The 15,284-nt window shown below is 59.7% G+C and carries 9 protein-coding genes; 3 read left to right on the forward strand and 6 right to left on the reverse strand.

Annotated features, from left to right (window positions below):
• From U9R25_08595 to U9R25_08620, 6 genes are all read right to left on the reverse strand, one after another.
• The coding region (locus tag U9R25_08595; GenBank protein MEA3335952.1) for a proprotein convertase P-domain-containing protein at positions 1–3,574 on the reverse strand (3,574 nt) is incomplete at its 3' end.
• Between the two features lie 238 nt (positions 3,575–3,812).
• The gene (locus tag U9R25_08600; GenBank protein ID MEA3335953.1) at positions 3,813–6,770 is read right to left on the reverse strand and encodes a choice-of-anchor J domain-containing protein; all 2,958 of its coding nucleotides are present in this window, start codon (positions 6,768–6,770) and stop codon (positions 3,813–3,815) included.
• 76 nt (positions 6,771–6,846) lie between these two features.
• Entirely contained in the window at positions 6,847–8,139 is a 1,293-nt protein-coding gene (locus U9R25_08605) for a sugar ABC transporter substrate-binding protein (protein ID MEA3335954.1), read from the reverse strand.
• A 13-nt stretch (positions 8,140–8,152) separates the two neighbouring features.
• Entirely contained in the window at positions 8,153–9,016 is an 864-nt protein-coding gene (locus U9R25_08610) for a carbohydrate ABC transporter permease (GenBank protein ID MEA3335955.1), read from the reverse strand.
• The gene (locus U9R25_08615; protein ID MEA3335956.1) at positions 9,009–9,902 is read right to left on the reverse strand and encodes a sugar ABC transporter permease; all 894 of its coding nucleotides are present in this window, start codon (positions 9,900–9,902) and stop codon (positions 9,009–9,011) included. Before U9R25_08615 ends, U9R25_08610 begins: the two co-directional genes overlap by 8 nt.
• Positions 9,903–10,195: 293 nt before the next feature.
• Positions 10,196–11,935 carry a long-chain fatty acid--CoA ligase gene (locus U9R25_08620; protein MEA3335957.1) on the reverse strand — a complete coding sequence of 580 codons (1,740 nt, stop codon included), beginning with the start codon at positions 11,933–11,935 and terminating at the stop codon, positions 10,196–10,198.
• Positions 11,936–12,190: 255 nt separating this feature from the next.
• Here U9R25_08620 and U9R25_08625 point away from each other — a divergent pair, with 255 nt between their 5' ends.
• From U9R25_08625 to U9R25_08635, 3 genes are all read left to right on the forward strand, one after another.
• Positions 12,191–12,640, forward strand: a complete 450-nt coding sequence (locus tag U9R25_08625) for a phasin family protein (protein ID MEA3335958.1) — start codon at positions 12,191–12,193, stop codon at positions 12,638–12,640.
• 188 nt (positions 12,641–12,828) lie between these two features.
• On the forward strand, positions 12,829–13,434 hold the full coding sequence (locus U9R25_08630; protein MEA3335959.1) for a polyhydroxyalkanoate synthesis regulator DNA-binding domain-containing protein: 606 nt from the start codon (positions 12,829–12,831) through the stop codon (positions 13,432–13,434).
• A gap of 126 nt (positions 13,435–13,560) precedes the next feature.
• Complete coding sequence (locus U9R25_08635; GenBank protein MEA3335960.1) at positions 13,561–14,850, forward strand: patatin-like phospholipase family protein; 1,290 nt, start codon at positions 13,561–13,563, stop codon at positions 14,848–14,850.
• Positions 14,851–15,284: the final 434 nt, after the last annotated feature.

Consider the following 15,284-nt stretch of genomic DNA (forward strand, 5'->3'; position numbering starts at 1 on the left):
TCACACACAGGTTGCCCGTGTACACACCGTCGGCCAACCCTGTCGAGTCGAAAGTCACTGTCACATCGGTATCGGTGCCACCGGCATTGGAGCCGGCGTACTGACTCAGCGACAGCCACGGGATGTCGGAAGGCACCTGGCAAGGGCCTCCACCGTTGCCGGCATCCAGCACTACGTCGTCCACGAAGAAGTTGGAGCCGCCGCCATTGTTGGCAAAGATCTCCGAGTGGAATTCTAGCGTATGCGGGCCGTCATCAGCCCAGGCACTCACATCTACCGTGATCTCCCGGTAGCCCAGCACGCCGCAGGCTGGATCGCTGCCGTCGGTCATCCACACCTGGGTACCGTCGACCGTCACCTCCATGTAGTCCGCGACGCTGTCACAGACAATCTGTTCCGTCCAGAAGGTTAGCGTCGCCGGGCTACCGCTGGGGATGTTGACGACCTGCGATACACTGCCCTCTTCATATGCACCGATCCCACCGAACCAGGCCCACCATGCCCCCGTTAGCGGGCCGGTGCCGGTGCCCGTGCCGCAACTGGGCACGTCGCACAGCGGTGTACCGAAGTTCAGGGAGAACTCAGTCCAGAAGGGGTTAGGTGTGCCAGCCTCGAAGCTGCCATCCTGTATCACATCCGCACTGGGTGCTGACTGTGGCGAAGCCCCGCCCGGTGCCGTCGTCCCTAGTCGCTCTGGCACGCTATTGGCCGCAGGTGCCGGCCTCGGTGTCGTGGTATCTTCCTCTTCGATCAGCCAGTCCAGCATGCCACCACCTGTGTTGCTGATGCTCAGCGTCTGATTCACGCTCGTGTTGGTCGGCTGGGCACTACCCAGGCTCAACGGATCCACATAGATATTGGGCGGTTCAGTGCCATCATCGCTGGGGATCAGACACCATTCCATCAGCGTACCTGTGTCACCACCGGCGTTGTCGCTAATGGTCAACTCCCAGGAACCGGCAAAACTCTCGCCGTCGAAGGCTGCCAGCACCGGTCCAGGCGGATCGCCGCCCACCCGATCACCCCAGATTGCAGGTGCATCGTCACATTGGGTCTCGATGTCGCCATCAGGTCCTTCGTCGTTCACCGTCACGTCGTAGTCGTTGCCCGAGCAGCCGAAGGTGGTAGCAGGGTTGCCTGGTCGGTCGACGATGGTTGCCGTCGTGCCGGTGTCCACATGCTCCAGGGTGAAGGCCAGGTCGCCCACCCAGGTATGCGGCACGTTCAGGTAGACATCAAGGTCGGTCAATATACCGCCACTGGCCACCACAATGGTATCGCTGACCTGCCCACTGTCGGGAATGCCCAACTGGGGTGCGCTGCAGACCACGTCGGCTGTGGTGAAGGTGAAGTAGGTCGTCGCCGGCGTGGTGCCGCATGCGTTGCTGGCCGAAACTCGCCAGTAGTACGCAGTGGTCGGCGCCAGGGCTGCACCGTTGTAGGTCGTGCCTGGAACGGTCGCTGAATCGACGATGTTGGTGAAGCCCGCGTCGGTGGCTACTTCGATAGTGTAACTGGTGGCCCCAGTGTCACTCCATGTGTAGGTTGGACTGGAGGCAACGCCAGTTGCATTGTCGGGCGGCGTCAGCAATGCCGGTGCGGCGGGCACGCTGTCAAAAACGTCCAACCCTATAGTCTCGAATTTCGTGCCGGTCGTCGACGTGCCCGTGACGTCGAATGAATAATTTCCGCCAGCGATGGCCGCAGTGCCCACGGTCAATGTGCTGGACCCCGGGGGAGTCACCGGGTCTACACTGAAATTGATGGTTGCGCCGGCCGGCTCGCCGCTGGTGCCCAGGTCGACAGGGTCGTTGAAGCCCATGATTGATCCAACGTCTACCGTATAGTCAGCGCTGTCGGGGACGCAGATCGCCTGGCTGTTCGGGGTAGCCGACAGTGTGAAGTCTGGCGTGCCGCATTCGTCGAAGCGGAAGGCGCCGATACGCAGTTTCCAACCGATGGAGCTGGTCACCGGGATGTATTGGTTGACGTACCAGAAGGTGCAGTCGTCCACTGGATCGACATTCATGGAGGTGTAGTCGCCCCAGCGCTGGCTGCCGGTCTGGGAGCCGGTGCCGTCGATGATGGACGCCTCGCCTTGCGGCATGGTGCCCAGTGGGTCGCCGGCCAGGCGCCCGGTGTACCAGACGCTGGGATAGGTGGTGGTGGCGTTGGAGGCACTGTAGCCCAAGGCCATGTTGCCGGCGCTGTCCATGGCCACGCTGCCGAACCAGCGATGGATGCCATCACTGACGCCGGGCGCATAGGTGCCCTGCTGGTAGACAGTGGGGGTTCCGCCGGGATCGCGCACCTCGTACCAGCGCACGCCGGCCATGTTCGGCGCCGCTTCCACCGATTGATTGGTCACCAGCGATTCGTGGGAACCGAAATTGCGGTAGGCCAGGCGCCAGATAGGTCGCTGGCGATAGGACTGCACGTCGACTTTGTTCGCAGTGTCCGGCTGCGGAATGCAGTCGCGGGAACCGGGCGAGCAGGGAAACTGGGAGTCGAATGCCGCCACCGGCAGCGTGTTGGCCAGCGTAAAGGTCGAGAGGGCCGGGGTGACGAAATCCGCGTCGAACTCCCAGATAGTGAGCGCGTCCTGGGGCGCACCGTACTGGCCGCCGTCGTCCATGGAGCCAACGTAGTAATTGGGCGTGTCGGCCGGCGGCGGGGTAAAGCCGTCCAGGTCGGTCGGCAGCAGACCGTCGCCAACGTTGTAAGGCGCGGCGCCGGGAGGCACCAGGAAGGAGATTACTGTAGGCGCGGGGTTGCCGGCAATCATCTGGGCCCGGTCAAGGGCATAAGCGCCGATGCCGGCAAAATTAGGGCCGGCGAACTCGCGCGTGCTGATGTAGTAGGCATCGGGCCACACGCCATACTTGGGATAATCGGGGAAGTTGGTACCGGTGCCAATGGCGTAGCGGTAGTAGGTGCTCGTGGGGTCGCCGCTGGTCGAGATAGCCACGCAATTAAAGTAGGTTGGGCCCGAACTGGTGAACTGCGTCAGTATCCAGCGGTCTGCCAGTTGGTCGTAGACCACGATGGGATCGCCAGAGTTGTCGGTCTGGCAGTCGCCGCCGAAGCCGGCCCACAGGCTGTTGTTGGGCAGCGGGCCGAGAAGGAGCGTGCCGGTCTTGTCATAGACCGCCCAGTACAGGTTACTCATGGCCACGTAGTGGTTGGGACCCACGTCGCCCACCGGGTCGGGAGGGGACACGCCGGCAAGGTTGGAAGGCCCGTCGAAGCTGATGATGGGGCCAGGGATGCGGCCGGTGCCCACTTGATTCTGAACGACGGCATCGACGTCCTGCGGGCCAAGCGGGCCCTCCAGGCCGGTATCGCGCTCCGGGATCTCCCTGGGTTCCCCGGCCTTGACCTGCAGAGGAGCTATGTCTCGCAGCGGGGGCGAGATGTCGAACTGTATATCCGTGATGACGCCGCGGTAGATGCCTGCGTCGGTGGTTTCGGGCTCCTGGTTGGCTGGAAGAGTCAATCCAGCGGCCGAAAGGGATGAGACCATGGTCAGGACCATGATCAACGCCAGAACTGTAGCAGAGACTCGTCGGCTCATTGCGTCTACCTCCTTGAACACTATCTATGTTGAGACGTGACTGATTGGTTGTGGAGAGGTTCCACAGAGGGCGACAGTAAGGGACGGCATTATTATAGCATCATGAGCGATTTACGAAAAACAGAACGATTTTCTCCAGGACAACCAGGCGCTCCCACTGGTCTGGTCAACCTGCGGGAGCGCCTGGATTTTCGATTCGATGACTAACCCCCGACGTCATAGGCCGGGGCAAGGTCAATTATTGTGCATTGCGCCTTCGCAGCACATACGCCGCGGCCAGGGCCGCACCCGCCAACGCAGGCAACGCCGTCAGCGGCAGGCCTGCCACAGGCGACTGGGCCTCACTGGCCGACATCTCGCCTAGAGTAACCGCCGTCGGCGTCTGGCACGACTGTACCTCCACGTCGTCGATGTCCCAACCGGGATGGCTCACGGAACTATCCGTAGCCATCACCCAGCGCAGCTGCACCGTCTGGCCAGCATAGGCATCCAGGTCCACGATGCTGTTTAGCCAATCCTGCGGATCGCCACACCAGGCGTTGTCCCCGGCTCTCGGGTTGCCAAAGCTACCGGAGATGGGACCATCGTAGGGATCGGTCAGCAGTTCCGCCTCCAGTTGCGTCCAGGTCGCACCTCCGTTGGTGGAGATCTCCAACAGACCACCGTCGAAGCAACCACTGAAACTATCCTCGATCTCCTGGTAGTTCCAGAACTTGAGACTCAACGGCGACTGGCCAACGGGCAGCGCAACGGCCGGAGAGATCAGGTATTGGTCGGAAACAAAGCCGACGTCATCGGCGTGATAGACGGAGCTGCCGCTGACCGGCCCGCTGGGGGCAACACCCCCGCCCAGAGCCCAGGTGCTGGCAGTGCCACCGGTGGTCCAGCCGACTGTACCACTCTCGAAGTCATCGAAGAACACCTGGTAGGGCGTGGTGCCAGGACCACAGTCGCCAGGCGCCGACCAGGTTGTGAAGTCGAAGACTGCGGAGTAAGCCCCGACGCCACAGGCGTTTTCGGCCGACACCCGCCAGAAGTAGGTAGTATTGGTGTTCAGTGGCCCGGCCTGGTAGCTAGTACCGGGTACCGTCGCAGACTCCACGATGTTGCTGAAGCCGGCGTCGGTGGCGATCTCGACCATGTAGCTGTCTGCCCCCACGTCTGACCAGGTCAGGGTTGGCGCGGGATTCACACCGCTCGCGCCGTTGGGTGGGGTCAGCAAGGTGGGCGCCACAGGAGCAGCGTCCAACATTTCCAGCATCACGGTGTTGTTGTGCACCAGGGACGGTGTCATCACGCTGGTGCCCACGATGTCGAAGGTGTAGTTGCCCACGCCCGCGCCGCTGATGGTCAAGGCGCTGTTGGCGGGTGGCGTCACCGGGTTGGGAGCAAAAGAGGCAATCCCTGGATTGCCCACGGCCGCCAGCGAAACGTCACCCATGAAATCGCCGATGACTGCCACCGACACGTCATAGACCGCGTCGTCGGGCACGCAGATCGACTGCGCTTGCGGCGTCGTAGACATGGTGAAGTCGTTGCTGCCACAGGCGTCGAAGCGGAAGGCCGCGATGCGGGTGCTCCACTGGCTGGTTTCGTTGTACTCGCCGGTGAACCAGAAGGTACAGTCGTCGATCGGATCGACGCTCATGGCGCTGTAGTCGCCGTAGCGGTTGCTGCCGTTGGCGGCAGAACCATCGACAATCGTGTACTCGCCCTGGGGCATGGTGCCCAGGGGATCGCTGGCCAGCCGGCCCACGTAGCGCAGGCCCGGGTAGGTGCTGGTGGCGTCTGAGACGTTGTAGCCCAGAGCGATGTTGCCCGCGCCATCCATGGCGATGGCGCCCATCCAGCGGTTCACACTGTCCGGTGAGTAGGTGCCTTCCTGGTAGAGGTCCCAGGTGCCGGTGGTGTTGCGCAGCTCGAACCAGCGTTTTCCACCAAGATCATTGCCGTTGACGTCGGTGACCAGGTTGCCCACCAGGGTCTGGTGGCCACCGAAGTTGCGGTAGGCCAGGCGGAACATGATGACCTCCCGCAAGGGGTCCAGGGTCGTCCCGGAGCCTGGCTGGGGGAAACAGGAGAAGGATACGAGACCGCACAGATCGGAGTCGATCTCGGCTATCGGAATGGAGGGCAATTGTGTGAAGGTCGTGTTGCCAGGGTTGGCCCAGTCCACATGGAAAGCCCACATCTCCAGATAGTCCTCGGTGGGGTTGTTGGAGCCAACGTTATGCACCTCGTCGTCGCGGTGGCGCATGATGATACCAGGTGCACCCGCGGGAGGAGGAGTCATACCATCCAGGTCGGCCGGCGTGACAGCGTTGAAACCGAAGCCCGCCAGGTCAGGGATGAGGAAACGCTGAGACGTGGCTGGTGCGCCGGCTAACATGGCGGCGCGCTCCAGTGCGTAGACGCCGGAGCCACTCTCGTTGGTGGTGGCATAGTAGGCATCGGGCCAGACGCCATACTTGGGGTAGTCGGGAAACTGAGAAGTGCTGAACTGGTATGAGTAGTAGGCGCCAAGGGGATCGGGAGTCTGAGAGATAAAGATACAGAGGGAATTGCCCGGGCCAAACTCACTGAGGAACCAGCGGTCGGCCAGGTGATCATAGAGCACGATGGGATCGCCTGTACCGGTTGAGCAACCTCCCAGAAGGCCAAGATCAAACCGTTGCAATAGATTGGCATTGGTCTTGTCATAGACGCTGACAACGGTAGAGTTGACCATCTGAATGTAGTGGTCCTTGCCGATATCGCCCACGGTATCCGGCGGGTTGAGGAACTGGTAGCCCTCGCCGTCGAAGTTGAAGATGGGGGTATCGAAGCCCTCGGCGCTGCCCTCAGGAGCCTCGGCCTGCACAGCCAGCAGGGGATCGATGCCCCCCTTGCTGCGGAAGTCGGGTGGCAGTTGGGAGCCGTAGCTCAGACGCGGGTTGATCTCCCGATCCAGTTCGTAGTCGATCTGCGGTTCGGGCAGGTCACGGGCCTCGCCGGTGAGTACAGGCTCGACCGTTTCGCCGACCCACACGTCATTGCCGGTCGATTCCTGCTGGTCTGAGCTGAAAGAGACCACACCGGCCGGCGCACGATCACCGCCGGGCAGTGCCAGGTTGTTGAGATCGGTGGGCAGTGCCAGGACGCCGGCAACCAGCGCCACGATCAACAATGCCCCAAATAGCTTGCGAGTGTATTGCATCAGGTTTCTCCTTGGATGTCACTCAGTTGGATAAGTATTGTCATTACACGGCTACATAAGGTTTCAGAAGACTTGTCTACTTGTTTACTTCCTCCCTATCCTCATCAAAATAAGCCTTGGTTCTGCCCACGGCCGCTTCCGCCGCTTCCGGGACAGTCGCCTGGCCGTAGAAGGCCCGTTCGATCTCCCGGCTGGCTGTCTCCTCGATGCTGGCCCAGGTCGTCATGATGGGCACCCGGCCCAGCAGCGGAATGGTATCGATGTAGACCCGACTGCTGGCAGGCGGCTGATCAGGATCAAGAAACGCGGCCGATTCTGCTACCGACTTCAGAGAGGGTACAGTGCGCCCGGACCGGGCTACGATCGACTGTCCCTCGTGCGAATTTGCGAACTCGATGAATTTCCAGGCGGCCTCCTTGTCGTTGGTACTGGACGCCATGCAGTAGCCGTCGCTGTGCAGAATGCCGGCCTGGGATGGACCGTGGGGCAAGGCCACCACATCCCAGTCGAAATCGCCGATGGTTCGATAGGTCGGCACCCCGCGGCGGCTGTTGAAGTAGATGGCCAGGGTGCCATCCAGAAAACGGTTCTCGCTGGACCGGGCCGATTCGGCCAGCGAATCGGGAACGACTCCCTCCTTGCCGCGGAGATCGACGAGCCACTGAAAGGCCGCCAGGGCGGCTGGATCATCCAGGGTCAACCTGGTGGGATTCTCGGGATCATCCACGATCTGACCGCCATATTGCCAGACAAAGGGCGCCAGCCGGAACAGGTTGGGTGATATGCCTGCCCCATATTGATCGATCGTGCCATCCCCATCCAGATCGACGGTCAGCGACCGGGCCGCTTCCAGAAATTCCTGCCAGGTCCAGTCGGGCAGCGGATGGTGCAAGCCCGCCTGGTCGAAAAGATCCTTGTTGTAGTAAGCAACCAGGCTCGAGATATTCTGGGGCACGCACCAGAGTTGATCGTCCAGGTGGAAGGCGTCGATGGTGGGCTGGAAGAAATCAGACTCCTGTAAAACCTCACTTTGTTTTAGATAGGTGTCGACCGGTTGCAGGCCGCCCTGGCCGGCGAAGGTTGCGAAGCGCCGGTAGTTGAGCAGCATCACATCGGCCGGCGCGCCGGCCGAAAAGTCGGTTGCCAGACGGCGGCGGTACTCGGCCTGGCCGGGAATATGCCGCATCTCCACGCCGATATCGGGATGGCCCGCCTCAAAGGCGTCGACAAGCGCCTCGTAGGCGACCAGTTCAGCTGGATCGCCAAAGACCATAAAGGTGACAACATCGCCACCACCAGTGCAGGCGACGGTCAGCCCACTACAGATGAGTAATACAAAAACCAGGTTGAAAAAACGAGCTCGTGACATCACGTTTTTCAATTCAACCCTTCTCCAGCAGATTCGCCAGCGATCGGTCGGTCAGGAACCAGCGCTGCAAGATCAGGAACAGAAAAACGATGGGCAGAGTCATGAAGACCGCGCCGGCCATCAGCAGGGGCCAGTTGGTGGCATCATACTGCTTCAGGATCTGCAGCCCGACAGGCAGCGTATAGGTCTCCGGCCGGTAAAGGTAGAGCACCGGGCCGACAAAGTCGTTCCAGTAGAGCACGAAGGTCAGCACAGCCACGGCTGCCAGTGTCGGACGCGCCAGGGGCAGGGCGATGCGCCACCACACCTGGACGGCATTGGCGCCATCCAGCTGGGCTGCCTCGAAAAGCTCCTGCGGATTGCGTCGAAAGGTCCAGAAAAACAACAGGACAAACAATGGACTGCTGGCCGCAAAGGCCGGTATGATGAGCGCCCACAGGGAACTCAACAGCCCGGTCCAGCGCAGCAGCTGAAAACGAAACATCCAGATGGCCGGCGCCGGGATCATCATGACCAGGATGCTGGCGATCAACAGCCAGCGCCGGGCGGGATCGGGCAGCTGGGACAGGCCGAAACCCGCCAGCGCGGCGGTAATCAGAGTAGCAGGAACCGCAATAGCCACCACTGCCAGCGAATTCAAGGTATAGCGGCCCATGGGAACGAGCCGGAAGATGTCCGCATAGTTCTGCCAGCGAGCCGCTTCCGGCCACCACTCAACCGTCTGGGGCGGTGGCAAACCAGGCTGCCGCAGAGATGCCACCAGTGCCCAGTAGATGGGCAAGAGGAAGATCACCGCCAGCAACAGTGCCAACAAAAACCGAACGGCCGCACCTGCCGTATGATGGCTGATTATGCCATCGGATGGACCATCAGGCAATGTCGGCCTGCCTTCCCAGTCCTACCAGGTTGATCATGCCGATGGCCAACAAGCCCGTCAGAACATAAAAGACCACCAACAAGGCGGCTGCCTCGCCGAACTTGAAAAAGTCGAAACCCAACTCGTAGAGCAGCAACGGTACGTAGGTGGTGGCATAGTAGGGTCCACCGTAGGTCATGATGAAGGTGGGGGCAAAGGTATTCTGCAGGCTGACCACCAGATCCCGCAGTGACAATAACAGCAACCAGGGAACGATCAGCGGCAGGGTGATGCGCCAGAAGGATTGCCACTTATTTGCCCCATCAACTGTTGCCGCCTCGTACAAGGAACGAGGAATGGTTCTGAGCGCCACCAGGGCCACAATGAATCCCTCGCCGATCTGAAAGAGCGCCATGACCACCATGGCCAGCTGGGCCGATTGCGGCTCTACCAGCCAGCCGACGACGGGCAAGCCAAGCCAATTCAAAAAGGCGTTCAACGGGCCGTAGAGTGGATTGAAAACCCAGAGCCAGATCAGGGCATAGGCAGTTTCCGGAATGATGGTGGGAATATAGACAGAAGTGCGAAAAAAGCCCAGGTGACGGCCGGCCGGCTGCAGCAGCAACGCCAGAAGCAGGGCGCCCAAAATCCTCAATGGTACGGCCAGTAAGACGAACAGGAAGGAGTTGCGCAGTGACAACCTTACCAGCGGGGAGCTCAACACCTTGGCGAAGTTCTCCAGGCCGACCCAGGTCGGTGGACGAATGGCATTGTATTCGGTGAAGGAGATAGCCACGGTGGCCAGGGCCGGCAGCACGACCAATACCAGTGTGCCAAGCAGGTAGGGAACCAGGAATAGACGGGTCTGTGTCTGGTATGAGGAAAGGGACCAGGACCTGAAGCTCATGCGCTGCTTTGTCGTTCGAGATCGGTGTTGCGGCGGTGGCAGGAAATACCGGGCAATTGTACCCTGCCGACCGGGTTCGCACAAATTCACCGGCCCAGGTGTCGTCCCCGCGGACCCACGTCCTTACCTCACACCTCCCGGTGGCTTAGCTAGCTAGCTCTCGCACCGTCTGCTGCCGTGACGTCACGCACCGTCTAGCTCACGTGCTGGCGCGTGAGCCTTCGCGCCTTCGTGGTCAAAACCGTCCCCGCGTCCCCACTCCGCCCCATCTCCGTGTCCTTTCCTCAGGAAAACTATCCGCTATCCACCTGCCCGCTTGCCATGCGCTGCTTCTCCTCTTCCACCAGCACCCGGCGCAGGAACTTGCCAACCATGGACTTGGGCAACTCGCTGCGAAATTCAATCATCCTGGGCACTTTGTAAGGCGCCAGATTCTCCCGGCAGAAAAGGATCAACTCCTCGTCGGTGACTGTCTTGCCCTCCTTGAGCACCACGTAGGCTTTGACCGTCTCTCCCCGGGTGGCGTGGGGTAACCCCACCACCACCGCTTCCTGCACCGCGGCATGCATGAAGAGCACCTCTTCAACCTCGCGCGGCACGATGTTGTATCCACCAGCGATGATCAGATCCTTTTTGCGGTCGACGACGTAGAAGTAGCCCTGCTCGTCCATCCTGACAATATCGCCGGTGTAGAGCCAGCCCTGTTCGTCGATGGTGGCAGCGGTCTCATCCGATCGTTGATAATAGCCCATCATTACCTGAGGCGCGCGCAGGGCCAGCTCCCCTTCCTCCCCCTGGGACACGTCAGGGAAATTGCCGCCGGCATCCGGCTCCAACGAAACCACCCTGGCTTCTACATCGGGAAAAGGAACACCAATGGAACCTGGCTTTCTCTGCCCGTAGAGAGGATTGCAGTGGGTAACCGGGGCCGCCTCGGTGAGGCCGTAGCCTTCCACCAGGCGTCCACCGGTGATCTCGCCGAACTGCTCCTGCACCTCCATGGGAAGAGGTGCCGCGCCACTGATACAGGCCTTGACGCTTCGCAGGTTATACTGGGCGACATTGGGATGGTTGATGATGGCAATATACATGGCCGGCACGCCGGGGAAGAGAGTCACACCCTCGCGCTGGATCTGATCCATCAACATCTCTGTCAGCCTGGGGTTGGGCATGACCAACAATTTACCGCCCACGTAGACACTCAATGCCATGGCAACTGTCATACCGAAGACATGGAAGAAGGGAATCGCTCCCATAATAACCTCAATTCCAGGTTCGAGATCGGTGATCCAATTGGAGCACTGGACAACATTGGCTATCAGATTGCGATGGCTCAACATGGCTGCCTTGGGTACGCCGGTCGTGCCACCGGTATATTGGAACAAGGCAATATCTTCGGGGTCGATCTCTATGGATGGCGGAGTCGCAGGATAGTTCGCCATCAGGGACTTAAAATGAAAGACCCCGCTTCCTTCCGCCACATCGACCCAGTCGCCCGATTTTTGCTGCGTTCGTTTGATCAGGAGGTTATAGGGGAAGCCAGAAAAGTCATTGATATGGCAGACAATGACCCGCTTGATGCTTGTGTCGGAGCGAATCTTCTCCAGCTTGGGATAGAAATTGTTCAGGATAATCAACGTCTCGGCGCCCGAATCGGCGAACTGGTGCTGCATCTCCCGGGCTGTGTAGATGGGATTGGTGTTGACCACGATGGCGCCCAGCTTGAGAACGCCAAAAAATGCAATCAACGAATGGGGGGAGTTGGGCAGCTGCACTGCGACGCGATCTCCCTTGCGCACACCCAGTTCGTAAAGGGCGGTCGCCAGGCGATCCACCTGGTCCTTTACCTGAGCATAGCTCAGTTCAGCGCCGACCGTTCTGCCGGCCGGCAGGTAGCGAAGAACCATGCGAAGGGCGCTCTGCCTGGCGTATTTTTCCACGCTCTCGTCAAACATCTGGGGCAACGTGATTGCCGGATAGTCGATGGTCGTCGGCACACCATCCTCGTAGTGGGCTAACCAGGGCTTTTTCATATTCGTTGGTTCTCCTTTTTGCAGCTTGTCATTACCTGGCCAACAACAGTAATCCAAACAGATACCGATGAGAGTACATACATTATACAAAAAAAAGGTTGGGACGTCAATTGAATTTGACCGGTCCCAATCCCTGTGCTATAATCGGTTATGACGCAATGCGTCATTTCGACGATGTGAAAAATGTCGAGACACTTTGTGCCACAAAGGAACACGCAGGGTGATGTTTCGACCCAAATATGGAGGATTATTCTCATGGAAGAACAGACTAAAGAAACAACCGAGATCATCAGCGACGAAGAGAAGGCTGCCAGCAATGGCCACACAGGCGTTGCGCTGAGTACCAGTTCGATGACCGCGGCCGTGCGCAAGGTATTGCTGGCCGGTGTTGGCGCGGTGGCCCTAAGCAGAGATGAGATCGAGGACTTTGTAGCCAGGCTGGTTGACCGGGGTGGGATCGCGGAGCAAGACGGGCGCAAGCTGGTCAACGATGTGCTGGCCCGCCGCCGGCAGCAGGCAGAAGAGATTCAGGACACGGTCGAAGAAAAAGGCAGCCAGGCCCAGACCAAAACCGAGTCCATGGTGGACCAGAGCATCGAGAACGTGTTGACCCGCCTCAACGTACCCAGCAAGAGCGATATCGATGCATTGAGCCAAAAGATCACCCTGCTGGCTGAGAAAGTAGATGCCCTGAAAGATGCTTAGAACTCCTTGCATGGTGGCATGAATCCCTGCAAGCAACAGGTTGATCTTTCTCCCAGTTCACTCTGGAAAGCCTCTCCTTTGAACGAACCTGACCCAACGGGCGCTGAACCAGAACCGGCGCCCGTTGGATTTCAGGCTTGGACACAATCGGCGCGGCGCGGTATAATCTCGATGCCAGGAGGACCCGCATGACTACCGTCCTGATAAAACGCTACCCCAATCGAAAACTGTACAATACCGAGGCCAAGCGCTACGTAACGCTCAACAGTATTGCCGAGCTTATACGAGAAGGCGATGACGTTGAAGTGCGTGATCACGAGACCGGGGAGGACCTGACGGGCATTACCCTTTCCCAGATCATCTTCGAGCGAGAGAAAAAGGGCAAGGGTTTTCTGCCTGACGCCCTGCTCACCAATCTGATTCGCACCGGTGGCGATACCCTCTCCTACGTCCGCCATTCCTTCCAGGCCTCGATTGGCGCCATTCGCACCCTGGAAATTGAATTCGACCGGCGGATCGATTCATTGGTGCGACGGGGTGAACTTGGCGAGCAGGAGGCTCAGGAGTTGCGAGAGGAAATGCGTGAAACGGTCGCCTGGGACTCAGTTGACTCCAGCGCTCTTGACACCCGGGTTGAGACGACACTGCACCGGCTGAACATGCCCTCGCGGGTTGACTTACTGCGCCTCCAGGCCCAGGTCGATCAACTCACCAAAGTGCTCGATGCCATGTTGGACGAAGAAAGGCAGGCTTCAGTCCCCAACAGTCTCAGGCAACCGCCTGCGGATGGTTAGTCAAGCTGCAGTATCAGGTTCCAGCAATTCCAAATATGCAGATAAACGCTGATCAGACATCAGAAAAGATCAGCGTCGGAGGTCTGCGTAATCAGCGTTCCTCTGGCTTGTCCAGGTTAGGTATAAATGATGTCAACAAGGTCGGACTCTGCCATGTCCTCGTTGGGGCGCACCGCTTTGGTATTGGCTGGTGGCGGTATCAGCGGCGCGGTGTATGAAATTGGCGCGCTGCGGGCGATCGATCACCTGTTACTGAACCGTACTGTCAATGATTTTGACATCTTCGTGGGCACCAGCGCGGGCGCCTTGATCGCATCGCTTTTGGCCAATGGCATCAGCTCCGTGGACCTGATGAGAGTCGTCAACGCCACACACCCCCTGGTCGAGTTCCCCGAACCCAAAGACCTTTTTCGTTTCAACACCCGAGAGTTTGTGCGGCGTGGCCTGGCCCTTCCGGCGCGCCTGGCGTTTACCGGCAAGGAGGCCCTGGCCCTCAGAAGACGCCTTTCGGTACTCGACATTGTCTTCAGTGGCCTGGGCGATGCCCTTCCATCGGGAATCTACGACATCATGGGCTACGGCGACTGGATCGAAAATACGATCAAACGCCTGGGTGGCAGCGACCGCTTTGATGCCTTGGCCAAGGAGCTTCACATTGTAGCCACCCAATTGGGCAACGGACGACGGACCGTGTTCAGCGCCCAAACTCCCGACGTTACCATCCCCCTGGCAGTCGCCGCATCTTCGGCAATCCCGGTAGTATACAAGCCGGTCCGCATCGGCAATCGCGAATATATCGACGGCGGTATTCGGGGCACTGCCAGCCTCGATGTGGCCATCGAACATGGCGCAAAGCTGGTGGTATGCATCAACTCCCTCGTACCTTTTGACAGTCGAGGTTGGGAGGAAGCCAAAAGTGCGCCACCAGGGGAGCTGATCAGCCAGCGCGGGCTGGAAGCTGTCAGCGCCCAGACGACCCGTGTCCTGGTTCATGCCGGGTTGAAATACCACATCAAACAGTTGCAGCGCCGCCATCCCGATGTGGACATTATTCTGATCGAACCGAAACCTGACGATTCGACCATGTTTTTCGCCAATATCATGCGCTTGCAGGATCGAATCTCCATTGCCGAACATGGATTTCGCTCGGTCAGCGTCGATTTGGCCGGCGGCTATGAACATTTTCGGGAAACCCTGGCCCGCTATGACATCAAGATATCGCGCGGCCTGGTCATGGCGGACCTGGAAGAAATCCGGCAAGCAGGCCACGACCCGGCGGTCGTTCAGGGTGTGCTGGAACGCAGCGGCCAACCGGGAGAGAAGCCGCCCGGGCATGGCAGCGCTGGCGAGTCCCTGAAGCAGCTGGAACGAACTTTAGTTCTGCTCGAAAAAAGGCTTGACGAGTTAGCTGAATAAGCTGCGGTAATTTTCCCAAGAAACGCTTGTCTGGGGGACAAAAACCATGCCCAACTCCTTGGCCTTGCGTTGCAGGTTCTTAGATGACCCGATCCCGGTATTGCTGCTACACCACCATCGTTTCCGTGTCGCCCCTCGCTACCTAGCTCACGCACCGCTTGCTGCCTCTCGGCACGCCTGCTGGCGTAGCGTGCTGGCGGCGTCCCCGTGTCCCCCCTCTTCGTGTCCTTCGTACCCTTCGCGCTTCGCTTCCTTCGCACCCTTCGCGCCTTCGTGGTCCAAACCCTCCCTACCTCACGGTACGCCTGCTGGCGGCGTCCCCGTGTCCCCGTGTCCTCCCTGCCCTTCGTGGTCCAAACCCTCCCTACCTCACGGTACGCCTGCTGGCGGCGTCCCCGTGTCCCCGTGTCCTCCCTGCCCTTCGTGGTCCAAAC

The sequence above is a fragment of the Chloroflexota bacterium genome, from assembly GCA_034717495.1.
Classification (GTDB): domain Bacteria; phylum Chloroflexota; class Anaerolineae; order JAAEKA01; family JAAEKA01; genus JAYELL01.

Excerpts from the sequence above, each read along its gene's own strand:
- U9R25_08600 (MEA3335953.1), bottom strand. The coding sequence starts at position 6,770 with ATGCAATACACTCGCAAGCTATTTGGGGCATTGTTGATCGTGGCGCTG.
- U9R25_08605 (MEA3335954.1), bottom strand. The coding sequence starts at position 8,139 with ATGTCACGAGCTCGTTTTTTCAACCTGGTTTTTGTATTACTCATCTGT.
- U9R25_08615 (MEA3335956.1), bottom strand. The coding sequence starts at position 9,902 with ATGAGCTTCAGGTCCTGGTCCCTTTCCTCATACCAGACACAGACCCGT.
- U9R25_08620 (MEA3335957.1), bottom strand. The coding sequence starts at position 11,935 with ATGAAAAAGCCCTGGTTAGCCCACTACGAGGATGGTGTGCCGACGACC.
- U9R25_08625 (MEA3335958.1), top strand. The coding sequence starts at position 12,191 with ATGGAAGAACAGACTAAAGAAACAACCGAGATCATCAGCGACGAAGAG.
- U9R25_08630 (MEA3335959.1), top strand. The coding sequence starts at position 12,829 with ATGACTACCGTCCTGATAAAACGCTACCCCAATCGAAAACTGTACAAT.
- U9R25_08635 (MEA3335960.1), top strand. The coding sequence starts at position 13,561 with ATGATGTCAACAAGGTCGGACTCTGCCATGTCCTCGTTGGGGCGCACC.